Raw genomic sequence first — 26,700 nt, forward strand, 5'->3', positions numbered from 1 at the left:
ATTTCTTTAGTTGGAGATTCTGGACAGTTGCGCAAAAGTTTCATCTAACGAATTCTTTTCCATATTGAGCTCACGTAAGCGCCAGCCTTGTTTTGCACTTTCCAGCACCACAATTTCAGAAATGTTGCGGTCACCATTAAAATAGATCCGCAATTGCTTCTCAGTAAGCATTTCAATCCTTATAATGCCTTCAATGGCCAGTAAAGTCTCAGCTGGAGGTGCATTTTCCATGATCGCCACCATACTGTGCGGTGCAATGTAATTGTCAAAAGCCTCCATGGTATCTGCAAAAACAATCCTTCCACTTTCAATCATCACAATATCCTTGCATAGGTATTGTACTTCGGTTAGGATATGCGTAGAAAGGATGACAGCGCGATCCGTTGCAATGTCTTTGATCAGGGAGCGTACTTCAATAATCTGGTTCGGATCAAGACCATTGGTCGGTTCATCAAACACCACGAGTTTCGGGTGGTGAATAATGGCCTGTGCAATTCCAACCCGTTGTTTATACCCACCTGATAAGTTTTTAATTAATCTTTTACTGATATGGGTGAGGCCGCAACGCTCTTTCACTTCTTCCACCGCTGATTTTACCTTTGCGCTTTCCACTGAGCGGAGAATTGCGGTATGAACCAGGTATTCATCTACCGTTAAATCCATATACAAGGGTGGGGTTTGCGGTAAAAAACCAATCTCCTGCTTAGCAAGTTCCGGCTGCTTAGCCAGGTTAATTCCATTAATAATGACCTCCCCTGAGGTTGGTGTTAACACGCCACAGAGAATGTTCATGGTTGTGGATTTACCAGCGCCATTAGAGCCTAGCAAGCCTAAAATTCCGATTTTAGGAATTTCTATATTGATGTCACGTATAGCCCAACTGGTGCTATAACGATGCGATAGTCCGACAATACGAACGATTGGTTCCATATTTTTTTTGAATTGTATAAGTTTATTTAATCGCGATTGCACGTAGCTGTAGCTAAAGCGTCAGTTATCCCGGCCAGGCCGGGATAACGAAACACCTCAAAAAGTTTAGTACAATCTTATTTATTAGTAGTTCAGCACCAGTAATGCATCTTGTTTTTGATCACCTTGCGTAACGCCTGGCAAACCGGTAAATGCGAGGGTAAAATTCCTGAAAAGCCATAGATTACCACTGGCTTTACCCACTTCATCAAATACATAAGTAGCCAAAACATTTTGCGTTTGCTGGTCGCGAAATTCAAACGTGTAATTTCCTGAAGCAGCAACAGCTTTAAAACGCTTATAATCTGTAATGGATTTATAAGCCAGTCCATCTGCCGCTTTTTCTCCAGTTCCTGTTGTTACATAAACATCAACAGGTCTGCTTTGATAAGACAGATTGATAAACCGAACTCCAAACGTACTATCCGCCGCTTGATGCAATGGTGGTATTGCTGTAGAGATCAAATATTCAGGATGGGCCACTGTTCCTGTAAGGAACAAGGTATTGATAGTCCCTTTACCCAATTGAAGCTTTAAATCAAACAAGGGCTTGCTGCCAGACGTGGTGTCAGGATATTGAAAAAGCCTTAAAGGTTGCAGTTCTTTTGCTACAGGCAGAAGAAATGCATCATTGTAACTGCCATACGGAACTCTTAATGCACCAGCGTAATTGATCAAATTCCCATCCTCGGAAAAATCGGTAATCAGAGGCTCACTGCCAGCAACGGTATTGACTAAGGTAAGCGAAGAAACTAATGGCGGTGATGCTTCTTTTTTACAGGAAACAAAAGCACCAGAAATTACGATACCCAACAGCCAGTTAACTAAATTAAATCTTCTCATGTTGTTGTTAAATTAAATGGTTAATAGCCTGGGTTCTGTATCAACTTATGGTCTGTCATAATCTCATCTGGCGGAATTGGATAAAGAAACTGGTAATCCCCCCACCACGGCTGTTTACCCGGCATGGCAGACAATACATCATGCGCTTTACCAGTTCTGATCAAGTCAAACCAACGGTGCCCCCACTCCCCAAAGAACTCTGTTCTCCGTTCCTTCGCAATTGCAGCAAGGACTTGATCGTGCGATAAAGTTAAGGGCAAATCACCCAATCCAGCCCGATGACGAAGTACATTCAAATCTCCGATCGCCAATTCCAGCTGATTGCCAGCCAATACCCTTGCTTCCGCTCTGATGAGGTATTGTTCTGCCAATCTCATTACGGTCGCATATTCGGTAATGGGTGCATTAACTGAAGAATTGCTAAGCCCAATTTTATATTTATTGAGGTAGTAAATGGTCTTTCCATCCTTAAGCAGTGGAAACAACCAATCTTCTTTTCTTTGGTCACCAGCTTCAAATGTCTGCTCCAAAACATCGGAAATTACGAAACCATAGTATTTGCTATCTGTTGTTGAACGGTAAACAGAAAAAGAATAGCCTTCAGGAGTAGCATTTCCACGGATAGAAGCCACATTACTTTGCTGTAATTGCCAGATTGCCTCGTTGTTGTTCTTTAAAAAAACATGATTTAAATCGTCATTCAATTGAAATAGCTGGCTTTGACCAATGACTTCGTTAGCTTGCGCCAATGCATTGGCATAATCGCCATTGTATAAGTATGCTCTGGCAAGCAAGGCTGCAGCGGCCCATTTATTTGGTCGAATGCGTTCGTTGGTTTTCGAACCAGAAAAATCTGCAGGCAGGCCAGCTTTGGCATCCAACAGATCCTTAATGATCTGGGCTTTAACTTCCTGGGCCGGCGTTCTGGTCATGTTAGCCGTTTGGTTAAAATCAATGGTCAATACCAAAGGAACATCGCCAAAAAAGTTGACCAGATACAGGTAACTAAAGGCACGCATAAATTTCGCCTCTGCGGTAAGCTGAATCTTTGTAGCTGTATTCAATTTAGGAGAAGTGGAAGCTTCGATACCTTCAATAACTGCATTTGAACCATAAATACTTTGGTAAGCAGAACTCCATAAGGTAGGTGTATAAGTGTTATTCACCAATATTTTATTGGTATTGTAGGGATTAAAACTCGTACCTGCAAACAAATCGATTGACAATTCATCAGAAGATAAGCTACCAAGTATTGTACTTAAACCCGTTGCAAAACCACTGTATCCGGTAGAATTTCCGGAAACGTCATTGATCAATACTGAATAAACACCTACCATTGCCGAATTGGCCTGCATATCAGTTGCAAATACCTTGTTTGTCGTTTGCGTATCAACAGGTTCAGGAATAGCAATTAGCTTTTTGCAGGAACTGCATACCGTGAGGATTAAACCTGCGACACACACATATATATTTAAATTTCTTTTCGTGATCATCTGTATAGCGGTTAAAAAGTTAAGGATAGACCAAATAAGAAAATCTTTGCCATTGGAAGTGAACCAAACTGTTGTATGTCTGGGTTTATTCCTTTTTGATTGGTCAGCACAAATACATTTTGTGCATTCATATTGGCTTTTAATGAAGATGCACCAAGCTTTCTGGCAAGCTTCTGATTAAAGGAATAAGACAAAGATAAATTGTTAAGCCTGGCATAAGTCGCAAGTTTATAAGCTTCGTCTGAAACCGTGTAATAGTTGTTGTTCAAATCTTGCAGCGTTGTTGGCTTTGCATATTTTGCATGATCGCCAGGGGCTTTCCAATAATTACCAAGAATAGCAACAGACTGGTTAAACTGGCTGCCTATTGGAGACAGTACATTATAATCCGGGTCTGTAAAATATTGTTTTCTAAAATCAAAAAAACAAGTCAAACTGAAATTCCTATAGGTAAATGTATTACCAAATCCGCCGCTAAATTTGGGCGCCAGATCCAATGCTACGTAGCGGTCATCCCCACCAGTCCCTGATGGAACAGAAGAGCTCGAGCCTAACATACCGTCTTTGTCGTAATCTTCAAAAGTATATCGGCCAGAAAGTGGGTCAACGCCCAGATAGTGCAATACATATTGCGTATTAATCGATTTACCTATTTTATATTTCGTGGCATAAGGTGAACGCATCAGATCCGGATAATCTATCAGCTTATTTGAATTAATGGAACCATTTAAAGTCATGTTCCAGCTAAAATTGTCGGTATGAACCAGGGAAGCATTCATGGTAAGTTCCCAGCCACTATTCTCTAAAGTTGCAGGCCAGTTGGCGGTAACCTCTTTAAACCCGGTAAAAATGGGTGTAGGATATTTGGTGAGCTGGTTGCCACAACGATCACGATAAAAGGCCAATTCAAAGTTAATCCGGTCTTCTAAAAAGCCAAGGCTAAGCGCTGCTTCCAGTTTCTTATTTACCTGCCATTGATAATTTGGATTTACAGCCTGTGTACTGATTAAAGCCCCGGAGCCATCATAATCAGGCAAAGGATCACTTAAATTAGGTTTTTTTGACCACCTGGTAAGGTATTGATAATCACCAACTGCATCACTACCCGTTAATCCGTAGCTTCCCCGAAGCTTTACAAAGCTAATAAACTCTGGCAAAGCATTTCTAATCCAATCCTCCTTAGATAGAATCCAGGCTGCACCTATAGAGCCGAAATTACCAAATTGATTGCCGGAACCAAAACGGGAAGAACCATCTCTACGCCCATTCAGGTTAATGATATATTTATCTTTCCAATTGTAATTGAGTCGTGCAAACACCGCAGCATACTTATAATAACCTAAATTGGAAGTAGTTACACTAAATGGCGCCAGCGTAATTGACTCCAGTAAATCGTCGTCCTTATAACCAATTCCCGATGTTGCGGTACCACTTGTTGAATTTTGCTGAAGATTACCACCAAGCAATGCGGTCAGACTTCCCTCACCGATATTAACCTTATAATCTATTTGCGGCTCAACCGTCAAATTGTAATTGTCATTGGTACCGAAAAAGTTGCTTCCTTCAGGGTTAGATATGGGATCTTGCGAACGTATTGGTACAAATCCCTTATTCTTATTGGCAATACTGTTGTATCCAATATTGGTAGCTATAGACAGATTCTTCAACACTTGATAGCGTAGATTTAAACTACTTTTCAGATCAAATGTATTGGAGGTGTACGGAACTTCCAGATCACTAAAAGGAAAAATCAGATTCGACCCAGGTGCTCCCCTCCATTGCTCGAAATTAAGGTTTCCTACCGCATCATAAATATCTGGTGCATTGGGCGGTAAAGTACTCAAGCCTGGCGAAGAAGTCGTGTTGACTGAAGAATAGCCATACATCATGTTTACATCTATTCTAAATTTCCTATTTTGAGTAGCATGGCCTAAATTTAAAGACAAACCAGCGCGTTGATTGCTCCCCTTTGTGGTCAAAATTTCCGTTTGTCTGTTGTAATTACCACTGACACGAAATTGCGTGAGTGCATCTCCACCTGACAAAGACATGAAAGCAGCGGTTTGTCTGCCAATATTTCCCCAAATTTTCTTTTGCCAGTCGGTATACTTATTTGGATCAAAATTCACCAGATCTGGTGCATTTACTTCATTGGGAACGATGTTGTCATTTTTAAATGCTTCTCTCCTTATTTCCAGGTATTGCTGGGTATTGAGCATATCATAATGTTGCGTAAGCACACTAAATCCTTGTTCCAGCGAGGTGTTAAATTTTGTCTCTCCCGGCTTGCCTTTTTTTGTGGTGATCAAAATCACGCCATTGGCTGCCCTTGAACCATAAATGGCAGTAGCATCTCCATCCTTAAGTACCTCGATACTTTCAATATCTCTGCTATTCATGTTATAAAGCGGACTTTGTCCTCCAGTGATCAGTGCACCATTTTGAATCACCCCCCTTGGACCAGAATCATAGTTCACATAGGGTCCCACTTCTAAATTATTTATCGGAACGCCATCTACAATGTATAAAGGATCAGATACGAAATCTCCACTGATGGTTTTTCGGCCTCTGATTTCTACTTTAACGGGACTGCTGGCGTAACCATTTGTGGGCGTTACTATCATACCTGCAACCCTGCCCTGTAAAGCCAGTAAAGGATTTTGAACAGGTTGCTGCTCCAATTCCTTCGCGGTAACGGTAGCAATGTTTCCGGTGGATAAGCGGCGGCTTATTTTTCCATAGGCCATCACCTGAACTTCATCCAGTTTCGAAGTACTCAATTCCAGCTTGATCCCCAACAGGTTGCTATTGGCCTTCACTTCTTTGGTGACATAGCCCATGAATGAGATCTGCAAAATCGCATCTTCCGGAACGCCTTTCAAGCTAAATTGCCCACCGCCACCGGTGGTTGTGCTTCGCTTTCCATCTTTAATGCTTACCGTTGCGCCAGCTAAAGGATTATTTTGTATGTCAACAACTACCCCATAGATATCGATGCCTGCAAAGGCTGCCACCACTTTATCCAGAATGGATGGGGTTTTTGCCCTTAGCAAAACTGTTTTATTTTCAACCTTGTAAACAATCGGCTGATCGTCAAAGCACTTTTCCAGCACTTCTTCTATCGAAGCATTTTTAACTGCAATAGAAATGGGCTTGCTGGAATTAATCAAAGCCTCGCTAAAGAGAAAGTCATAACCGCTTTGCATGCGGATGTCTTTCAATACCTTTTCTAAAGGAACATTCTTAGCATTTAAGGTGATGCGCTGGCCAAAACTGCTGGCGCTTACCTGCATAAAAGTAGCTATTAAAATAACGGTGGTTAATCGTATCATTAGCAATAGTTTTTTCACATACCTGTTGGGTATGAATTGTTTAGTATAGTTTTTACACATTTCATCATGTTTGCGACAAAGTCTTAGCGGTCGATGAAAACCGTAATATTGCTTTAACGCACAATATTCCCTAAGTTTGTTTGTCTGGTTTAGTTGATAGGACCTCAAATTTTTATTGACATATTCCGGCATCGGCCAGGAGTGTTTCCAGCACTTCTGGCTTCCTTTTTCCAGGATACGCAGCTTCATATTTCTATTTCGTTACGATCACCCTCCTTCCTTCAATTTTAAAATGTACGTTACCTGTGTATTCGAGCATATTTAGAATTTCAGAGAGGTTCTTGTTCCGTGATATTTCACCTTTGTATTTAAATACCGGGTCTGGCTGTAGCTGGTAGTTTACCTCTACGTCATACCAACGGGAAACTTTAGCCATCACGTCGGCTAAGTTTTCATCAAATTTAAAATAGCCATTCTTCCAGGCCATGACATCTTCCAGATCTACATCCGGTACCACTTTCAATTTATCCCCTGATAACTGGGACTGTTCACCAGGTTTCAGAATCATTGACTCACTGGCACTGGCCACCCGCACACTTCCCGTAAATAAGGTTGTTTTAATGACCGCTTCATCCGGATAAGCCATGATGTTAAAATGCGTGCCCAGCACTTCCACGGTCTGTCCTTTGGCAATTACCCTAAAAGGAAGATTTTTATTGTGGCTAATCTCAAAATACGCTTCTCCATTTAATTCTACCCTTCTTTCTCTTTTAGAAAAACTAACCGGGTATTTTAAACTCGATAAAGCATTTAAAAAAACCTTCGAACCATCCGGTAAGATGACCTGCCACTGTCCACCTTTAGGAGCTTCAATGGTATTGAATTCATTTTGTCCGTTACCCGCTACACCGCCGGTTGCCTGATAGATCAATTGTCCCTTTTCATTCTTGCTGATCAGTACGCCTGCCTGTTTGGCCACCTCGCCATTCATGGCATCAGTTAAACTGATCTTCCGCCCATCGGCCAGGGTAAGCAAGGCTTTATTTTTACCAGGATTGACGTCGTTTTTAGCCAGGGAAACAGCAACATTATCTTTTTGGCTTACATAAAAGAACACCGCAGTCATAGCGATGAGCAATACGGCCGCAGCTGCAGCGATACCAAAGCCAAGCTTTCTTTTGTTGGGGTTCAGCTTCACCAGATGATTAATCTGCGGATCAATCTTTAACCACATCTCTTGTTTGATGTTCAGGTAATCTAAGTCCTGAGGTATTTGCTGTGTAATTTCTGATTGCTGAGCAAACCAGTTCTCGACAAGGCGTACCTCTTCTACCGATGCTTTACCTTCGTTATACTTATCAATCAATGCTATTGCCTGTTCCTTATTCATTACGCATCCTCAGTTTACCCTGATTTATAAGTAATAGCCATGAAATGTGTTTAAGGCGTAGATGAAAATGAATAAAAAACCAAAATTATCACAAACACCTGACTGTCAACTGATTTATTTTTAATTTCTTTTGGAAAGTTCCAGAATGACCAAGCCGAGAGGTGCGTATACAGATAGTTTAGTCCGCAATATTTTCAAGGCATTATTGACTTGCTTTTTGACGGTTTGATCCGATAAGCCCAGTCGACCTGCGATTTCGGCATGAGAAAGGTTTTCTTTACGGCTCATTTCAAAAATCAGTTTCATTTTAGCGGGCAGGTTGTCAATTTCCCTTTGTACAATGCCCCGCAGTTCCCTTTCATCAATGTCTTGAATGGTTTCCATACTCACTTCTGAGGCATAAGCGGCCAGAGAGGATACATAATCATTTTTCAGTTTACTGCGCTGGATAAATTTCAATACACTGTTTCTGGCACCGACATACAGATAACCAGATAAATTGTTGTTTTCCTGGATCAATGCAGACTTATCCCAAAGGCCAACAAAAAGGTCCTGCACCAGATCTTTGGAGACTTCTTCGTCTCTGAGCATTTGGTTGACCTTATAAAACATCAAAACTGAATACCGGTTGTAAATTTCAGTAAACGCAGTATGATCCCGCTCCTTTAAAAGCACGATCAGTTCAGCATCAGTAAAATCAGCATACGTTTTCATTAACCGTTATTGAAAGCTCCAGTTATTTATGAAGCAGTAAAATTAAGTACCCCTTGCAGAACAAACCTACATAAATATTATTTACAATCACAGCCCATCTTCACCCCAGGCCGTAATCACGAGCCTTCGTTCCCCTCCGTAATTCCGGTGCTCACAAAGATAAATCCCCTGCCATGTACCCAGGGCAAATTGTCCATGACGAATTGGGATTGACACCGAACAGCCCAAAACTGAGGATTTTAAATGCGCCGGCATATCGTCTGAACATTCGTAATCGTGCGCATAATCCGGGTCATTTTCCGGGATAGCTTTGTTAAAAAACATTTCAAAATCTTTACGCACAGTCGGATCGGCATTTTCGTTAATCGTCAATGAGGCAGAGGTATGCTGAATAAATACCTGACAAATACCTGTTTTTAACCTGCTGATTTCTGGCATTGCAGCAATGATCTCTGCTGTAATTAAATGAAATCCTCTTTTCCTGGCGCGGAGTGTCAATAATTCTTGAAAAATTTTCATGGGATACAATACTAACAAATCTAATACAAAAAAGCATTTTAATTGTTTTCATGGCCTCAATTCCGCTGCATGCACATTACGGCATTCGTTTTGTTTAGATGAAATCCTGGACAAGAACCCCTGTTACAAAATGATCAAGTTTAAAAAGCACCATTACCTGTTGATTGCGACTTTAGTTATGCTCTGTATGCATCATTCGGCCACTGCACAAATTTCAGAACCCGAATATCGCTTTAACGGTCCGGTAAAAACAATGCGTTTAATCAAAACGGACCATGGCAAAGCGCCTAAAGAACTGATCACAATTTTTGAATACGATAAACAGGGACGAAAAATTAAAGAAATTTCGCCCTACAATACCAGCAGCGAATTTTATTATACAAATGCAAAAACTCAAATCGCTGCCTTGCAAAAGTCCTTCAACAAAGCTGATGGAAAAGAACAAAGTTTTAATGTTCAGGCCTACAATGCCGCAGGAAAGAAATTGTTGAGTGGTGAGTTCAGTAATGGTAGCTGGCAATACTTCTACATTTATGACCATGCGCCAAAAGTAACGGAAGAAAAGATGTTCAGCAGGAACGAAATCTACAACCGCAAAACCACACAGTCCATAGATTTGTCGTCATTTACCATTCCGAATGGATTTGTACCCTTTGATTGGGACAAAAACCTATCCAGGGCCTGGGACGAAAAAAGCTTTGGCTATGCCCCTAAAAATTACGAGCATAAATTATTTTTCGAACTGGTCGAAAAAGGAAATCCAAAAAACAAAGTCACCTACAGTTACCAGGCTGCAGATGCTTATGATGCAGGAAAAGGATATTGGTACTGGTACAAAAACGATAAAAAAATTGAGGAGCGATACATTTACAATGCGAAGGACATATCAGATTTCGGACATCGTTATACCTATGATCCGCAAGGCAGGTTACTGAGTGATACTTATGGTTATTACCAAAAAATGCCATCAGGTTTCATGCAAAGGACAACTTATCAGTACAATGCTAAAGGAGATCTGCTGAAAAGAACAGAAGTAGATGCGGATGCGAAAAATCCGGCTCCCTATGTAATCAACTATACGTATACTTACGACAACAGGAACAATTGGACCAGTTGCAAATCTTTGTTTAAAGATGGATCAGGTAGCACGATTAAACGTACTTTCAGCTATTATCAACCCGGCGAAGCCAGCTTAAAAAATTCAATCGGGCCAACACATTATACCGCAGCCTTACAATTGCTACAGCAAAATAAAGCACCTGTAACAGCACAGTACAATGCCTATCTTCAGGCAAAACAAAATCAGGAACGTAATCCGGTACCTAAATCAAATGACCAGGGCCTTTCAACTTCCCGCTGGCGGGATTTTATACCCAAAAGGCAAGTGTTGGATACCTCCGCAAGCGGCGACCTCAATAAAGACGGGCTGACCGATATGGTGATTGTTTACCAACCCGAAAAATTGCTGAAAAACGCACAAAATACAGAGCGCACACTGCGTATTCTTTTTGGCCAGCCGAATGGCGATTACCGCCTTGCAGTAGAAAGCAAAGGCGTAGTAGCTGACGAAAGCATGAACAATGTTTTTTTTACGGGAGTGGAAATCAGTAAGGGTATTTTAATCGTCGATAACGAATTCCTTCGTGGTGGCTGTACCCATAAATACCGCTATCAAAACGGAGGGTTTTATTTGATAGGTGCCAGCCGAACAGATGGGGATGCGTCCTATACTTCAACCATTGATTACAACCTGAGCACCGGGAAATATATCCATGAGTACAAGAATTACAACGAGGAAGAAAATAAAAACAAATCCTTTAAAAAAGAGGGTATTTTAAAACTCAATCCACTTCCCGGGATTAAAACATTCAGTTTATTTTCACTAAAAGTAGCTGATGCGTATTTATAGATCCGCATCAGCTGATCTAACCAGGATAAAATTTTACGTAAACCTCCGTTTAAATTCTGAGGGACTCAGTTCAAACTGTTTTTTGAAACATACACTGAAGTATTTTGCATTGTTAAAGCCAGTTTGATAAGCCACCTCTGCTACAGTTAAATCGGAATGCTCCAGTAAATCCGCACTTCTTTTTAACCTGATATTTAAAATGAATTCTTTGATCGACATGCCTACGATATCGTGAATTTTCTGATATAGAATGGTTCTCCCGGTATTCATATCAGAAACAAAATCCTCAACCGAATAATTGGGATTTGCCATATTCAACTCAATGAACTTCATGGCCTTGATCAAAAGCTCTTCATCCATGGAGGTGATGGTAACCTTTGCTGGATCAACTACCAGGCGTTTACTGTACATCTCTCTCAATTCCTGCCGGTTCTTTAAAATGGTATCAATCTGTTGCAACAGGTACTCCACTTCAAATGGTTTATCAATAAACACAGTGGCACCGAATTCAAGCGCCTTAATCTTATTTTGATGATCGTCCCCCATCCCGGAAATCATCACAATCGGGATATGACTGGTTTTAAAATTCTCACGTAAGCGCTTGCAGACTTCAAATCCATTGCTATTGGGCATCATCAGATCTGTAATGACCAATTGCGGATAGATCTTCTCCGCCTTGATGATGCCTTCCAGCCCGTCACTTGCGGTATACACATTGTATTTTTCCGACAATCTCCTTTCTAAATAACTCCGCATAGCCGGATCGTCTTCTACAAGTAAAAGGCTATTTGCTTTCCGTGCATTCTTAATGGCCGCATCTGGTTCGACCGACTCCAGCATGATGTCATCAATTTCCGAAATGGTATAATCATAAACATTCCACTGCATGTCCCCTGCACTGGCTTCCTTTTTAAAAGGCAGCATCACCGTAAAGGAAATTTTGTTTGTTTTATTGACCATCCAGATTTTTCCATCGATGACCTCTACCAATTCCTTCACAATGGCAAGGCCAAGTCCGGAACTTTCTTCGAAAGTTGGCCGGAAAGCAGACAGGCGATTAAAAGAGGTGAAAAGAGAAGCAATTTGTTGTTCCGAAAATCCAGCGCCAGTATTCAATACTTCTATGGAAATGTATGTATTTTGCTGCAGGTCCGGCCTGTCAGATAACCGCGCTTTTTCCTCATCCGTAGATTCGTAAATTCTCACCCCCACATAGCCCTTACTGTTGGTATATTTCAAAGCGTTGGAGAATAAGTTGGTCAGGATTTTCTCAATGATATCATAATCAAAAGCTACGGACAATTGGTCTTTGTGCGCCGTAATATTGGTTTCAATTTCTTTCTTGTTGGCATACAATTCAAACAGCCCAAACAAATCGCGGACAAAGCTGATTAAATCACCTGTCTGCGGATTTAAAGTCACCTTCTGGCTCTCTATTTCCCTGAAGCGAAGCAACTGGCTGATTGTCCGCTGTATCCGCGACACATTTTTTTCGATAAGCTGCATGTAACCAACAGTCTGATCACCGGGAACCAGGGTTTCACGCAATTGTTTAAGCGGTTCCAACACCAGTGTAAGCGGTGTTTTTAAATCGTGCGAGATATTGGTAAAGAAATCTGTTCTGGCCTGGTTCAAATCCCTCATATTTTGTTCTTTTAATGCTTGAAGCGCCAGTCTTTCTTTAAACACTTTTTTACTGGTGTAGTATCGCATGATGAAAAACAACAAGCCCAATCCGATCAGGCAATAAGTCAGATAAGCCCACCAGGAAAGAAAAAATGGAGGATCTACATGTATATAAAGCCGTGATATTTCATCAGCCCAAAGTCCGTCGTTATTGGAAGCCTTGATTTCAAAAGTATAATCCCCACTCGGAAGGTTAAAGAAATGTACCGACCGCTGATTGGAATTGATCCGCAACCATTTGTCGCCAAGTCCCAGCATGCGATACGCAAATTGGTTCTTATCCGCCGACAAATAACTATTCGATGAAAACCTGATCTCAATATTAGACTGCCGACTGGAAAGCTCAATTTGATCGTGCTTTTGATCGGATAACATGGAGATGTCTTTCAACAAAGGAGAGCCCGCGGTACTGGCCGTAACACGGGTGTTGTTGATCAAAAATCCAGTAAAAAATACACGCGGTTTTTGTGGGTTTTTGTTCAGATATCCAGGGTCAAAAAGTATAAAGCCATTGGTACCGCCAAAAATCAGCTCTCCTTTTTTTGTTTTATAAGCTGACCTGATGTAAAAAGATCCACAGCTATTCTCCTTGTAAAATCTGGCTTTATGAAACTTCTGCAGTTTTTGATCGTAATAATAAAGTCCTTCACTTGTACTCAGCCAGACATTTTTGGATACCTCATCTTCCAGGATACCGAACACCATTTTTGGCAGAAAACCATTTTGATGGTTAAAATTCAGGTAACTGCCATCTTTCTTTAAAACATTGATTCCCCTTCCCAAAGTTCCCAGCCATAAATCCCCATTTGAAGTCTCATGATAACAACACAATTGGTTAACGGAATATGGACTGTCCTTGATGAAATAATGTTTCAGGACCCTCAGCGTCTTACGATCCACAATAAATAATCCCTGATGGGTAATCAGCCTAAGGTTACTTTGCTGATCGAGATATAGCGCCTCTACTTCTAAATCTAATTGCTTGCCATTTAAGTCCACAACCCTGACCTGCTCAGTCGCACCAAGATTGTTTCTTCTATAAAAAAAGTTTTTATCAGGCTCCGTCATCCACCAGGTACCTTCCTTATCGCGCACAAAATCATAGACCGTTAAAGGTTGCTTACTGATTGGAGAAAGAAAATTCAGATCGCTGAATGTTTTTTGGTTCAGGTCATAAGATGAGATGCCTCCATTGAATGTAGAAATCAGCAAATTTTTCCGCTCCGAATCAAAACGCAGGCGTTTGATCATATTGGAGTTAAGTGAATTCTTATTGGATTTCATGAAATGCTGGAAGGTATCGTTTTCCCTATTCCAGTAATTGAGTCCGCCACCTTCGGTTCCAATCCAGATATTGCCGCGGTCATCTTCCTGAAAGCAACTGACAACCGGATGGTTAAGTCCGCCGGGACTGGGGTTAAAATAACGCACATAGGCATCGTACAAAGAGCAATAAGCTATCTTTCCCCCATAAGTTCCAATCCAGGCCCCCTGATCCGGATCCTGGTATATGGTCCAGATGGAATTGTTGGGTAACGAGAAGGCATCGTTTAAATTCATTTTCAATAAGCTATGCTGATCTTTAAACGGGTCATAAAGAAAAAGACCAACTTGTGTTGCTACCCATATCATTCCAGCCTGGTCACGAAATAGTTTTTTAGACATAATGGGCTGACTTCCTGCAACCGCAACCGGAACATGTTTCTGGATCATACCCTGAGTATCAGTCACGTAAATCCCACCGCGCTGGGTAAGAAAATAGTAAGCACCATGGTACTCAAGTCCGTCATTGACCAGGTTTGCCGCAGTGGTACCGAAATTTGCAAACAATACAAAACTGCCTTTCCCGGGCGCTACTTTGTACAGCAGACCTTCCTGGGAAACGAAGATATTACCCTTCAAAATAATGAGATGACTAAAATACTTATGTTCAGGTAAGGGAAAACTGCCTGAAGTCCGGTTTTTCGGATCGTAGGACAACACACGATCTTCAGATAGCATATACAATTTACCGCTGTCATGCAAAGAGATCGACCGGATTTTCCCCGGTAAGATTAAATCGAAAGCAAAATGTGCGTAATTGAATTTGAGCAGACCGTGGTTTGTGGCCAGGAACAACCTGCCTTTTTTATCAGTAATTAAGGTTCCGAACGCCCATTTCACCTTGGGATTACTGGCAGAGACCAAATCATTCAATTGATAGAATTTATTTCCATCATACATAAAAACAGCATCGGGACCGGTGTACCAGATTCGGCCTAAGCTATCTTTAGTGATACTTTGTATGCCTCCATAATAGGAAGTTTCGGGCATGAGGTGAAAGCGATACCGGGATATATCTATAGCAAAAGCACTCTTAAAGAGCAAACTACAAAAGCAAAAGAACAAAAAAATGAATTTGCGTATTCCCATAAACTGAATCGAAGAAGGTACAAAGCTTAGCTTTTTGAATTTACTATAATTATTCGTTTTCTATAATTTTATCTGCAACTGGCTCAGCTGCCGGCACATTTGTAATGAAAAGGACGAATACCCATTTAAAGCCTGTAATGATAATCTGCAAATCGGACAAAGTTCTCCCAATCGTAAACATTCAGATCGTGGATGCCTGTACGGAAATGATAGCCGATAAAGGAGTTGATGATTGGGGAATTGAGGGGAGGTGGTTCTGGTGTCAGCATCGTTTTTCTGTCATACAGACTGTACACCGCACGTGCATTCCACAACGAAAGGTACGAACCAAGGGGATCTGCCCAACGGTCTTCCACAGCATTTGTGGTATATACCGGCCTTGGAGCCATCAGGGCAATCAGCATATGCTGATCAACAGGAAGTTTGTCAACCTGACCGCTATATGTTTTATAACGATCAGCAAACCAGTAGCCAAACTGTTTATTGATCAGACTGACCGTCTCACCATACTGGCGGCGGGCCAGAGCTGCCCCTGTGCTCCCGGAACAGCTACTGAATACCATGGCAAAACGCTGATCAAGTGCACCAGCCCATAAGGATGTTTTACCACCACGGGAATGGCCAACCAAGGCAACTTTACGGGCATCAAGATCTTTATCGGTTTCAAAATAGTCCATAACCCTGCTGGCCGCCCAGGCCCAGGCACCAATCGCTTTCATGCCATCTTCGCGATCCAGCTGTTCTGGATAAAGCTGGTCGATTACACCGTGTTGATAAGCGTCTTTTTTGTCGGGTGCTGCATCTGCCACATGGAACGCAGCAATGGCATATCCCTTTTCAATCATCAGCTCTGCGGGCCAGAATGTGCTTTTCAGGCTGCGGCTGGGATCGGTATTTTTTTTACTGCGGTTATTGATCAGTAAAAAAACAGGCGCGGGCCCGTCGCGCCTGTTTGGTATAAATAGTACAATCGGGATGTCTATGTGTTTCCCTTTGTTCCAGATGCTGATGTTTACTTCTTTCAGGCAAGCACGTCCATCCATTGCATCGGGTATTTTACTGATCAGGTTAAATTTGATGCTGTCAAATCCTTCAGGTCTTTGGCCGTAAACATGTGTTTTAAATAAAGCAACAATTTCAGGTCTTCGCTTTTTTTCCCAAAGCGCTGTATTTTTAACTTTCTGTCCGGTAGTTGTCCGCAGCAAATCCGGCAGCTGATACCGGGGTACCTTTGCTTCATCATAGTTGACCACTTCACCCATAAACACGTCCGTTTTTTGGGCATGAGCCTGGTTAACCACCATAAACCATACAAGCACGATGAACATTTTACCCCGGTTGATCATAGCCAATTGTTATTGCACCTGCAGATTAAGAAGTTTCAGCCAACCTTCGGCCGTGACATCACCATTCACAGCAAGCTTGATTCCTGGTTGGTTTTCTTTTTTGGTATCTACAATTGCTACCGCCCATGTATAAGTTCCGGCCGGTAAGTCTACTTTGGTTTTGAATTCATAAGCTACCGGCGTATTTTTTAACCAGCCGGAAGGTTCACTATCGTTATCTACAAAAACTTTCTTCACCTGATTTGACGCGTCCAGTAAGGCAAAAGCAACCTTATATTTGTAATTCCATTGCGGGATATTGTTGGGAAAATATCCCCAGCCCATATTTCTCCAGCGGTGTGTAATGGTCGTCTCAGCACCACCACTGATTTTCTCCGGCAGATAGACCTGATCGGGATATAAACGGTATCCACCTTCGGATACAAAACGTTGCACCAATGAAAAGGATTTGGTAAACCAGCTTTCGATATCACCCATGCGAAAATCCATCGTATTTACAGCAGCTTCCAATGAGGAATCGAATTCACCTTTCCTGACATCCTCGGGATGCCCCTCTCTGTATTTACCACTCGGATCGGTCCAATAGCGGTGTGTACCACTGGTGATCCAACCACCCTCCATCAGAATTGGGCGCTTAAAATTCCAGGCCTTAGCAAAATTCTTTTCCCAGGTTTGGTAGTAATCGGTCATTCCAAAAGCATCCTGTCTGAGGCTATATCCCTTATTGATCAATTTAGTTAACAACCGATCTGAATTGGGATTTGCAGAACCCCAGCTTACAGGATCTCCAATCACCCGGTGGTAGTTGATGATTAAAGGTACATTGGTAAATGTTTTCACGTACAGATCAGAGATCCAATCCATCACCTCTTCTTTGGCTTGCTCCACATTCTGGCCGGAAGATGCATTCGGATCAAAATAAATTACGTTGTGTGCCTCTCCCCATTTACCCAGGCCATAGGCATCAATAAATGCGGCTTTCTTTGGATCATTAAAATCTTTCGCAAGCTCTTCGATAAATTTAGCATAATACTGCCTGAAAACCGGATCTTGTGGATAAGGCGTTCTCCTGTTCGGGAACGAAGCATTCTCCACAAAGTATTTCGCTCCGGCATCGAACACAAACTGCGGGGTATTCAAGCCCTGATCGCGTCCGTCTACCACAATACGAAAAGCAATGGGCAAGCCCCGGCTCTCAGCTCCCTTGATCATTTTATAAAGGGCAGATCCTGGGTCCCTCCAGGCATATACGCCATTGGAAGGGTTAAATGTTGCCCAGTTGGTTCGAATGTAACAAGCTGAAGCATAATCTATAGCTTTTACTTTTTTCCCCAAATCTGGCACATAATATTCCGTATCCCAATACGATTCAATGCCAGAACCAGAGCCATACATCACCCATCCGTTTAATGGGTTTCGAAAGGTGGAACTTCTATTGTAATTCGGTTTAACCAGGGTGCCCTGCGCTTTTTTCGCATCGTCGCCAGCACTTTTTTTACAGGCAAAAAGCAGGACACATAATAATGCAGTCAACACTCGTGAAATCATGATTCTATATTTAAATCTTTTCATTAGAATATCATTTATTTTTTCTATTGTTACCGTTTTTCAGCCAGTATAGTCATATTGCGCAAATCCAACACCAGCACATTGGTCCCTGCCGGAATTGTATAGTACGAGTTGCGCTGTGCACTTGTCGTACCCCCCGATAGCTCTGCTACTTTACCGAGTACCAGGGTCAGTTCCTGCAGTGCACCTGTAGCGGTAAGCGGACAACTAAAGGCATAAGCAAGATCTTTGTTGGTAATCGGCCCTCCAAAAAGTATAAATTTAGTTTTACCTACCCTGGCCCCGGTGTATACCAGTACTTGTGGATCGGCTAAACTCACCGTACAGTTCATTTTAACCGGTGCGCCATAACCGTTAATTACGCCGTGTAACCACAAATCTGTAACTTCAGTTGTGGTAACCAGGCCATTATTGGTCCAGACCACACTTTTTGGTGTCAGGTCCTGCGCAGCCGAATAAATGGTGGCGGTTGCTTTTTGCATATTGACGACCACCCTGTATTTTCCGGCGGTCTCTATTTTCCAGGAAAAAGGTGTTTCCCGCATTTTAACATCAACGGCTGTACCATCTTTAAGCAAGGTATTGGCATCAGCTGCCGCGATGTAATTTTTCTTACCGTTAAATTCAACCGGAATCTGCAGTTCACCAGGTTCCAGGTCAAGCACAAAGGCATATTGGTTTAAATTTTCCAATGTTTTGGGCATTTCAATCCCGTTCGGCCCAGGTACGGCAGTGCCGTCAACAAAGACCTTATCGGCCTCAAAAACAACTGTTTTGATCGGCTGTACAGTTACCCGGATGGTGCGGACCTCCGGTGCTTCAAAAGTAGCACCGCCTGCCCATTCGGCCACTATGCGAAACTCCAGTGTAAAGGCCTTATTGGCCGGGATACCCCATTTTTGGTTCGCCCAGTTTTGCAATTGCTCTGATGTAAAGCTTTTGCTGAATACACCATCATCCTCATAGGTCATGATTGCGGTTGATGATCCAAAGTTATTGCCAACTACATCCAGTTTGGTGGTGTACGAAACCATATGATCGTCAGATTGTGCCCGGGCCGGTGCCCAGTTAAATGTGAGGATGTCTTTAGCCGGGTTATTCTCGTCTAAAGCGATGTTCGCCGACGAAACCTTAAGCTCCATTTTCTCCTGAACTTTTGGGATGTCTTTAATCTCCTTTTTGCAGGCCGAAACACAAAGCAAAAAGCTCAGAGACAATAAGGTTTTATATAAATAGTTTGTTCTTTTCATGATGTTATTAAACCAAAATCATTATGCTATTTTAATTCATGATTATTAATGAGACAGATGTCATCCTGCGATTAGTTGTAACCTGGATTTTGAGGGAATGGTGCATCTCTGTTCGCATCTCTGATGGACTGAGGAATTGGCCACAAAATGTGGTTGTCGTTCACTTTATCTTTAATGGCATTGTTGTATAACTTGACACGATCTACCAGTTTCTTGGTACGTACCAGCGTAAACCGTCTGCTCTCTTCACCTACCAGCTCCCTGATCCGTTCATCCAGCAGGAAATCCATATCCATTTGAGCTGCGCTTACATCGCCGGCACCGGCCCGTCTACGGACTTCGTTTACGGCATCAGCTGCTTTTTGTGGATTGCCCTGCCCCAGATAAGCCTCTGCTAAAAGCAGGTAAGTCTCGGCCAAACGGAACTTCATACGATCTTTATAGCTACCTGTTAAACTTAAGTTTTCAGCACGCCCGTAAAAGAACTTGGTAATGGCAGGAAACAAAGTCTTGGTCGTAAACCAGGTCTGTTCTGTAATTGGAGCTTTTTTTCCATACAACGCAGCATCGCTTGCATTGTTATAATACCAGTCACGTTTGATGTTATAATTTGAATTCCGGATATCAGTAGCAGTAAAAATACCGGCCACATTTCCTGTGGCATTGGTACGTGTTGTCCCTGTCCACCATTTCATAGGCACCAATTGTGCAATACCGCGACCACCTAAAGTATCCGCTAAAACAAATCCACTGATCGAAGCATAGTTGGGAATCCAGGCCCTGCGTGTCCAATCGTCGGAGTTGGTTCCTCCACCTACTACATTGAACTGAAATTGCAGTACCCAGATACTTTCCTTATTGCCACTTGCCGATCTGTTTTGATTGTTCTCCAAAAATAAATCGCTGAAAACATCACCTGGTTTGTCTTTATTTACCCCAAACCTGGTTTTCATTAAACTGTAATATCCGCTGTTGATCACCGCCAGTGCAGCTTGTTCTGCTGCCGGATAATCGCCTTGCAATAAATAAATTTCGCTTAACAAATGACTTGCTGCCCATTTGGTCACCTTACCTTGCTTAAATCCAGACTGATCCGGATTTGTTGGCAAATGCGCTGCAGCAAATTTCAAATCATCCACCATGTGGGCAATGACCTCTGCTTTAGGCGTACGGGTAAAATTAAGTTTAAAATCGTATAATATCGTTTCTACATAAGGCACATCTCCATACAAATAAACCAGTGTACGGTAGGCATAGGCACGGAAGAAACGGGCTTCTGCCTGGAAACGTTCTTTATCTGTCGGTGAATCCCAATTGGTATTTTTCTCTGAATAAACCAGCATCAGATTGGCTGAGGAAATGACACTGTAAGCCCAGTTCCAGTAGGTGCCGACAAACCTTTCTGCAGGCGTAAGGGTAAGGTTAGCAAAGGCCATTAAAGAGGCGTCACTGTTGATCACATCTGCAATATCCGTGGCTGCCTGTAAGGCTTCATAGGGAGCGGCACCATTGTGGATATAGGCTCCGCCTTCGCCATAGGTATTGTATTCTGAACGCGTCAGTGCGTAAAGTCCGGCACTTCCTACTTCAAATCCGTAAGTACTGGTATAAGTATTGGTTGGTGCCAACTCTGTTTTCAATTCTTCTTCCAAAAACTTCTTACAGCCGCCTAAGGAGATCAACAGGATCAGCGCAATACTTGTGGTTATAATATTCTTCATTTTCTTGTTGTATTAAATTAGAAATTGACGTTTAGACCGAACATATAGGAACGTGCAGTTGGAAAAGAAGCCATCCAGGTATTGTCGTAATTCAGCACTTGCCTGATGTTAGAAAAAGTATGCAGGTTGTTTACACTTGCATTGACATCTATACCACTCAGGCCTACCTTTTTGGCTATATTTTGTGGAACCCGGTATCCGAAAGTTATATTTTTAACCTGTACATAATTCACTTCTTTGTAATAGCCATGCCCTACAGGATTGAGATAGCCCGGAGAAACGATGGTCGCATTTGGATTTTCCGGCGTCCAGTAATTGGCGCCATGGACGTAATTGGTGATCCCGAAGGTCCATGCGCCCATATTGGCCATGTGATCATCTCGCCATACCCCAAATACACCAGTTACCAATGCCGATGCATAAAAATTCTTATAGCTTAGTCTATTGGCAAAAGAAGCCGTGTAACGTGGATTTTTAGAACCAATCACCATCCTGTCTTTAGCATCGATCATTCCGTTTCCATCTAAATCCATCAGTTTTGCTCCACCAGGAACAGCACCCTGAATGGTGATCTGTTCTCCATTTTGCCATACACCAATCATGTTGTAATCGAAAAATACCCGCAATGGTTTTCCTATAAACCAGTTGTTGCTGATGTCGTCCAATCCATCACCCCTCAGCTCCACAATCTTATCGCGGTTCAGTGAAAATACGGCAGTAGAGTTCCATTTGAAATCTTTGCCATCCAGGTTAAGTGTATTTAAAGTAACCTCGATACCCCTGTTTTGTGTTTCTCCAATATTGTCCCAAATTCTGCTGTACCCGTTCATGATGGGAACCGTACGCGTCATCAGCAAGTCTTTTGTCCTGGAATTATAGGCGTCGATGGTTCCACTAAGTCGGTTTTTAAAAAGCTGAAAATCCAAACCGATGTTGGTGGAATAGGTGGTTTCCCATTTCAGGTTGGGGTTACCAATACCATCACCAGCCAGGTAAGCCGTATTTACCGCAACACCGTCATCTCCCCAAACGTATTTTACATTGGAATATAAACGGTCTAAGGTTCTGTATGGCGTGATGGCCTGGTTACCGTTGGCACCATAAGAAAGCCTTAATTTCAACATGTCTATCCATTTCGCGTTATCTTTTAAAAAGCGTTCTTCGCCAATGTGCCAGGCCAGGGCTGCGACTGGGAAAAATGCATATTTATTGTTGATGCCAAAAACCGAAGCACCATCAGACCGTCCGGTTAAGGTAACCATATATTTTCCCTTGTAGCTGTAGTTCAGTCTACCCATATAAGAAAGCAAGGCAGTTTCCGATAATCCGGAGTCGTTCACAATGTTACGTGCTGCAGTATTCATCATGAAATATTGGGTATCATCCGTTACAAAACCCTGTCCGCTTTGCGAGGAATTTACACTTTTAGTGCGCTGCATACTGAATAAACCTGTGGCATCTAAGCGGTGATCACCAAATGTACGTTCGTATTTCAACAGGTTTTCCCAGGTATAATCGTTGTAGTTTGAGTTGCTGATAGAAGCACTACCACCTACCAGACCAGCCTGCTCTCTGCCATCGAAAGTATTGCGTCCATAATAGGTTCCGGTAAAACCGTTTCTATAATTGTATCCGAAATTAGACCGTACAGACAAGCCTTTAACAGGCAATAGGATATCGGCATAACCGGACAGGAAAAAGTTGCGGTTAATTCTGTCCTGAATGGCGTTGACATTACGCATCGGATTGGCAATCAGAGAATACTCCATAGGTTCCGGAACATATTTACCGGACGCATCCTTATAACTGCCATAAGGGCTTTGTTTAATGGCGTGTTCTATATTTGGTGTAATCCCGCCATCGCTTCTTTGCGTATACTGCAAACCAACACCAATAGTTAACCACTTGTTAAAAGTCTGATCAATATTGGTCGTCATGTTCAAACGTGACAAACGCGAATTGTACACCACACCATCCTGATCCAGCGCCGCAAGGGAAGCCATGTATTTGGTGTTTTCCGTCCCTCCTGAAATGCTCAACTGGTGATCCATGGTAAGGGCTTTCCTAAAAATATAATCTTGCCAGTCGTTGGTAATCCCATTCACATAATTTCCGCGTTCCGTAACGCTAATGATGTCTCCGGCTACCGGATCTAATAAAGCGCCGGTATATCCTTGCCTTAATCTGCCAATGTCCTGCTGAAAACGAATGTATTCATTGGGGCCCATGACGTCGATTTGCTGCATCGGCTCAGCGACGCCCAACTGTCCGCGATACGTAACCTGAGCCTTACCCAGTGCACCTCGTTTTGTTTGTATCAGGATTACTCCATTAGAGGCGCGTGATCCATAAATTGCTACTGCAGAAGCATCTTTCAAAATACTTAGATTTTCAACGTTGTTGGGATCAATGTCTGCCAGTGAACCACTGTACGGAATTCCGTCTAAAATGATCAGCGGCGAGTTATTGGCAGATATGGAATTTTCTCCACGAATCAACAAAGTTTGGGCAGCACCGGGTGCTGCGTTGCCTGTAGTGATGCTGAAACCAGCAACCTGCCCTACTAAACGGTCCATCAAATTGGGTGTAGAAACCATGCTCAACTGTTCTTTACCTACTATGGCCAATCCTCCGGTTAGATCCTTTTTCTTTGCCGTACCGTAACCCACTACCACCACCTGGTCCAGCAGTTTATCCCCAGATAGGGTAATGTTCATGGTGCCGGAAGGGTTCACTTTAACTTCCTGGCTATCAAAGCCCACATATGAAAAAACAACTATAGCAGATGAAGCAGCCTGTAAAGCATAGTTCCCATCTTTATCCGTAGTGGTTCCGGTATTGCTGGCTTTTACACGAACGGAAACCCCAATCAGCCCCAATCCATTTTCATCAGTAACCTTCCCCTTAATTTTAATAAGATCCTGTTGTGCATAGCTATGGGCTGCCGATAGCAAGAGCAGGGCAAAAACCAAAATGCAGCCTTTTAGCTTGATGTGTATTTCTTTTATCATTTAGATTTATATATGGTTAGTATTTAAAATATTTTACATTTTTTGTCTCCATTTTCATATCAGAAATGAAGGTAATTCTATTGGTCTGATTTTTCCTATAGGCATTGCTATTTGATCGTTAAACATCATTTCTTGTGATTGGCAGACTTTTATCAAGACACGACAAAAGTTGAATGACTGCAATGATTACATTTTCATATTTGGTTCGGTTTTATATTTTGGTATGCACAAAACTAAATACAAACCCTGCTTAGGAGGGTTCGTTTTTGTACGGAAATGGTTTGCTTTTGTACAAACAGGCATATTTTCATGGTTATCTGTCTATTTTATGGTGTAACCTCTATTTTTATTTTTTTGTCTTTCACCATCACTTCATAGTCGCCTGCTTCAATAAACTTTTCACCTTTTCCGTCAACAAATCCAAAGTCTTTTTTCACATTGACCTGGAAACTGAAAATCCGGGTCTCGCCTTTTTTCACCAATTGCTTCTGAAAATACTTAAGTGCTTTCAGCGGGCGGGAAATACTGCTTACCGGATCCGATAGATACCAGTGAACGGTTTCTAGACCATCTGCATCACCCGTATTTTTCACTGCCACTTCAAGGGTTAAAGTTCCATCGGATTTAACTTTCCGGGCCGAAGCTTTCAAGTCGCCGTATTCAAAAGTGGTATAACTCAAGCCGTAACCAAAATCGTATAACGGCTTAGCCTGGATGTCCTGATATTTGCCCTGATGAGGTCTGGCGCTCTGCCGGTGGTTGTAATAAATTGGAATCTGACCAGTAGCATAAGGAAAAGTCATCGCCAGTTTTCCTGAGGGGTTTACCTTGCCGGAAATTACAGCAGCTATTGGACTTCCACCCGGTGTTCCCGGCTGCCACATCGTCACAATCGCATCGCACAGGGGCTCTAAGCGGTTCAATTCCAAAGGACGGCCACTTGAAAGGACAAGAATAAGCGGTTTTCCTGTCTTTTTAAGTGCAAACAGCAGTTCTTCCTGCAGCTGTGGCAAGGCTATGGTGGACCGGGAAGCGTTTTCTCCGCTCCACTGACTTTTCTCTCCTAAACAAACAACAATCGCATCGGCGCCAGCAGCCATATTTACGGCTTCTGCGAAACCCGATTGATCATTTCCATCAAAATCGCAACCTGGGGCCTGGACCACCTGGGTTTTGCCTTCAAGTTCGCGTTTCAGACCTTCATATACGGTAGTTGCATCGTCTGCATTCCCCTGAGCCCTCCAGGAGCCCAGTAAATTCCATTTGCTATTCGACATCGGTCCGATCACAGCGATTTTTTTTAAGGCAGCAGACAAAGGCAGCGTTTTACGCTCATTCTTAAGCAACACAATAGATTCTTCTGCCAGGCGCGTTGCGATTTTCAGGCTTTTAGGTAAAAGAAATCGTTCCTTTTCTGTACTTACCGGTGTAAAAGGCCGTTCAAAGAGACCCAGACGAAATTTCACGCGAAGTACCCGTTTCACGGCATCGTCAAGCAAATCTGCCTTCACCTTACCCTCCTTAACCAGATCAGCCAGGTGGCGATCATAACACTGGTTCATCATATCCATTTCCACACCGGCATTAAATGATTTTAATGTTGCCTCTTTCCTGTCTTTGGCCACGCCCTGAGCCGTAAGCTGTACGATAGCACCCCAATCTGAAACCACAAAACCATCGTGCTGCCAACGTTTTTTTAAAATATCGCGTAACAGGTATTCATTGGCAGAACTCGGGGTACCACTGATGTCGTTAAAAGAACTCATCAAGGTTGCAGCTCCGGCTTTTACACCTTCTTCGTAAGGAAGCATATAGGTATCCCAAAGCGTTTGATTTGAAATTTCTGTATAAACGTAATCACGTCCGCCTTCTGATGCACCATAACCGACATAATGTTTAAGGCAAGCGGCTACGTTTGTCGGACTGGCTAAATTATCTCCCTGATATCCCTTTACAGAGGCTACAGCAAATACAGCGTTCGTGTATGGATCTTCGCCATATCCTTCAGCAACGCGCCCCCAGCGTCCATCGCGTGCCACATCGATCATGGGCGAAAAAGTCCAGTCTACACCCGACATTCTAGACTCCTGCGCGGCCACAGCAGTAGCCTGACGCACCAATTCAGGGTTCCAGGAGCAAGCCTGCGCGAGTGATATGGGGTAAATGGTGCGGAAACCGTGTATCACATCATATCCAAACAGGATGGGTATGCCCAACCGGCTTTTTTCCATCGCTTTATGCTGCACACGGTTACGCAAGTCGGGATTGCTGCTAAAATAAATCAAAGACCCAATCTCCGCCGGAATATCATTCACAGGATCGGCCATATTATTGGCATTGTCATTTCTGCCCAAAGTGTATTGGTTCAATTGCATGACCTTTTCTTCCAGCGTCATCCGGCCCAGCAAATCGCTGATGCGTTCTTCAATTGGTTTACCGGCATCCTGGTATAAGAAACCTTGTTTTTTAGGCTGTGCCAATAAGCCCTTAGTCAGGAATACCAGCGCGAGCAGGCTGGTTATTGTTGTTTTCATTT

General features: G+C 42.6%; 15 protein-coding genes. 1 reads left to right on the top strand and 14 read right to left on the bottom strand.

Annotated elements, in window-relative coordinates; all coding sequences use genetic code 11:
* Positions 1-6: 6 nt before the first annotated feature.
* From IM797_RS04575 to IM797_RS04605, 7 genes are all read right to left on the bottom strand, one after another.
* On the bottom strand, positions 7-930 hold the full coding sequence (locus IM797_RS04575; RefSeq protein WP_194125895.1) for an ABC transporter ATP-binding protein: 924 nt from the start codon (positions 928-930) through the stop codon (positions 7-9).
* Between the two features lie 123 nt (positions 931-1,053).
* Positions 1,054-1,812 (bottom strand): DUF4397 domain-containing protein, encoded by a 759-nt coding sequence (locus IM797_RS04580; protein WP_194125896.1) that lies wholly within the window; start codon positions 1,810-1,812, stop codon positions 1,054-1,056.
* A 20-nt stretch (positions 1,813-1,832) separates the two neighbouring features.
* Positions 1,833-3,305 (bottom strand): RagB/SusD family nutrient uptake outer membrane protein, encoded by a 1,473-nt coding sequence (locus IM797_RS04585; protein WP_194125897.1) that lies wholly within the window; start codon positions 3,303-3,305, stop codon positions 1,833-1,835.
* 11 nt (positions 3,306-3,316) lie between these two features.
* On the bottom strand, positions 3,317-6,637 hold the full coding sequence (locus tag IM797_RS04590; RefSeq protein ID WP_194125898.1) for a SusC/RagA family TonB-linked outer membrane protein: 3,321 nt from the start codon (positions 6,635-6,637) through the stop codon (positions 3,317-3,319).
* Positions 6,638-6,890: 253 nt separating this feature from the next.
* Positions 6,891-8,027, bottom strand: coding sequence for a FecR family protein (locus IM797_RS04595; protein ID WP_194125899.1), 1,137 nt, complete (start codon positions 8,025-8,027; stop codon positions 6,891-6,893).
* A 120-nt stretch (positions 8,028-8,147) separates the two neighbouring features.
* On the bottom strand, positions 8,148-8,741 hold the full coding sequence (locus IM797_RS04600; protein WP_194125900.1) for an RNA polymerase sigma-70 factor: 594 nt from the start codon (positions 8,739-8,741) through the stop codon (positions 8,148-8,150).
* Between the two features lie 87 nt (positions 8,742-8,828).
* A complete protein-coding gene (locus IM797_RS04605; RefSeq protein WP_194125901.1) occupies positions 8,829-9,260 on the bottom strand; it encodes a secondary thiamine-phosphate synthase enzyme YjbQ in 432 nt (143 codons plus the stop codon).
* Positions 9,261-9,390: 130 nt separating this feature from the next.
* Here IM797_RS04605 and IM797_RS04610 point away from each other — a divergent pair, with 130 nt between their 5' ends.
* A complete protein-coding gene (locus tag IM797_RS04610; RefSeq protein ID WP_194125902.1) occupies positions 9,391-11,169 on the top strand; it encodes a hypothetical protein in 1,779 nt (592 codons plus the stop codon).
* Positions 11,170-11,202: 33 nt separating this feature from the next.
* Here IM797_RS04610 and IM797_RS04615 read toward each other — a convergent pair whose 3' ends face one another.
* The 7 genes from IM797_RS04615 to IM797_RS04645 form a co-directional block, all read right to left on the bottom strand.
* Entirely contained in the window at positions 11,203-15,168 is a 3,966-nt protein-coding gene (locus IM797_RS04615) for a hybrid sensor histidine kinase/response regulator transcription factor (RefSeq protein WP_194125903.1), read from the bottom strand.
* Positions 15,169-15,392: 224 nt separating this feature from the next.
* Positions 15,393-16,613 (bottom strand): S9 family peptidase, encoded by a 1,221-nt coding sequence (locus IM797_RS04620; protein WP_194125904.1) that lies wholly within the window; start codon positions 16,611-16,613, stop codon positions 15,393-15,395.
* Positions 16,614-16,622: 9 nt separating this feature from the next.
* Entirely contained in the window at positions 16,623-18,185 is a 1,563-nt protein-coding gene (locus IM797_RS04625; RefSeq protein WP_194125905.1) for a DUF4832 domain-containing protein, read from the bottom strand.
* Positions 18,186-18,211: 26 nt separating this feature from the next.
* Entirely contained in the window at positions 18,212-19,432 is a 1,221-nt protein-coding gene (locus IM797_RS04630) for a SusE domain-containing protein (protein ID WP_194125906.1), read from the bottom strand.
* 71 nt (positions 19,433-19,503) lie between these two features.
* Positions 19,504-21,153, bottom strand: coding sequence for a RagB/SusD family nutrient uptake outer membrane protein (locus tag IM797_RS04635; RefSeq protein ID WP_194125907.1), 1,650 nt, complete (start codon positions 21,151-21,153; stop codon positions 19,504-19,506).
* A gap of 17 nt (positions 21,154-21,170) precedes the next feature.
* Positions 21,171-24,164 (bottom strand): TonB-dependent receptor, encoded by a 2,994-nt coding sequence (locus IM797_RS04640; protein WP_194125908.1) that lies wholly within the window; start codon positions 24,162-24,164, stop codon positions 21,171-21,173.
* Between the two features lie 326 nt (positions 24,165-24,490).
* On the bottom strand, positions 24,491-26,698 hold the full coding sequence (locus tag IM797_RS04645; protein ID WP_194125909.1) for a glycoside hydrolase family 3 N-terminal domain-containing protein: 2,208 nt from the start codon (positions 26,696-26,698) through the stop codon (positions 24,491-24,493).
* Positions 26,699-26,700: the final 2 nt, after the last annotated feature.

It is taken from the genome of Pedobacter sp. MC2016-24, assembly GCF_015223055.1.
Lineage (GTDB): Bacteria > Bacteroidota > Bacteroidia > Sphingobacteriales > Sphingobacteriaceae > Pedobacter.

Excerpts from the sequence above, each read along its gene's own strand:
- IM797_RS04595 (WP_194125899.1), bottom strand. The coding sequence starts at position 8,027 with ATGAATAAGGAACAGGCAATAGCATTGATTGATAAGTATAACGAAGGT.
- IM797_RS04645 (WP_194125909.1), bottom strand. The coding sequence starts at position 26,698 with ATGAAAACAACAATAACCAGCCTGCTCGCGCTGGTATTCCTGACTAAG.
- IM797_RS04575 (WP_194125895.1), bottom strand. The coding sequence starts at position 930 with ATGGAACCAATCGTTCGTATTGTCGGACTATCGCATCGTTATAGCACC.
- IM797_RS04630 (WP_194125906.1), bottom strand. The coding sequence starts at position 19,432 with ATGAAAAGAACAAACTATTTATATAAAACCTTATTGTCTCTGAGCTTT.
- IM797_RS04590 (WP_194125898.1), bottom strand. The coding sequence starts at position 6,637 with ATGATACGATTAACCACCGTTATTTTAATAGCTACTTTTATGCAGGTA.
- IM797_RS04600 (WP_194125900.1), bottom strand. The coding sequence starts at position 8,741 with ATGAAAACGTATGCTGATTTTACTGATGCTGAACTGATCGTGCTTTTA.
- IM797_RS04580 (WP_194125896.1), bottom strand. The coding sequence starts at position 1,812 with ATGAGAAGATTTAATTTAGTTAACTGGCTGTTGGGTATCGTAATTTCT.
- IM797_RS04640 (WP_194125908.1), bottom strand. The coding sequence starts at position 24,164 with ATGATAAAAGAAATACACATCAAGCTAAAAGGCTGCATTTTGGTTTTT.
- IM797_RS04610 (WP_194125902.1), top strand. The coding sequence starts at position 9,391 with ATGATCAAGTTTAAAAAGCACCATTACCTGTTGATTGCGACTTTAGTT.
- IM797_RS04635 (WP_194125907.1), bottom strand. The coding sequence starts at position 21,153 with ATGAAGAATATTATAACCACAAGTATTGCGCTGATCCTGTTGATCTCC.
- IM797_RS04585 (WP_194125897.1), bottom strand. The coding sequence starts at position 3,305 with ATGATCACGAAAAGAAATTTAAATATATATGTGTGTGTCGCAGGTTTA.
- IM797_RS04615 (WP_194125903.1), bottom strand. The coding sequence starts at position 15,168 with ATGCCCGAAACTTCCTATTATGGAGGCATACAAAGTATCACTAAAGAT.
- IM797_RS04620 (WP_194125904.1), bottom strand. The coding sequence starts at position 16,613 with ATGATCAACCGGGGTAAAATGTTCATCGTGCTTGTATGGTTTATGGTG.
- IM797_RS04625 (WP_194125905.1), bottom strand. The coding sequence starts at position 18,185 with ATGAAAAGATTTAAATATAGAATCATGATTTCACGAGTGTTGACTGCA.
- IM797_RS04605 (WP_194125901.1), bottom strand. The coding sequence starts at position 9,260 with ATGAAAATTTTTCAAGAATTATTGACACTCCGCGCCAGGAAAAGAGGA.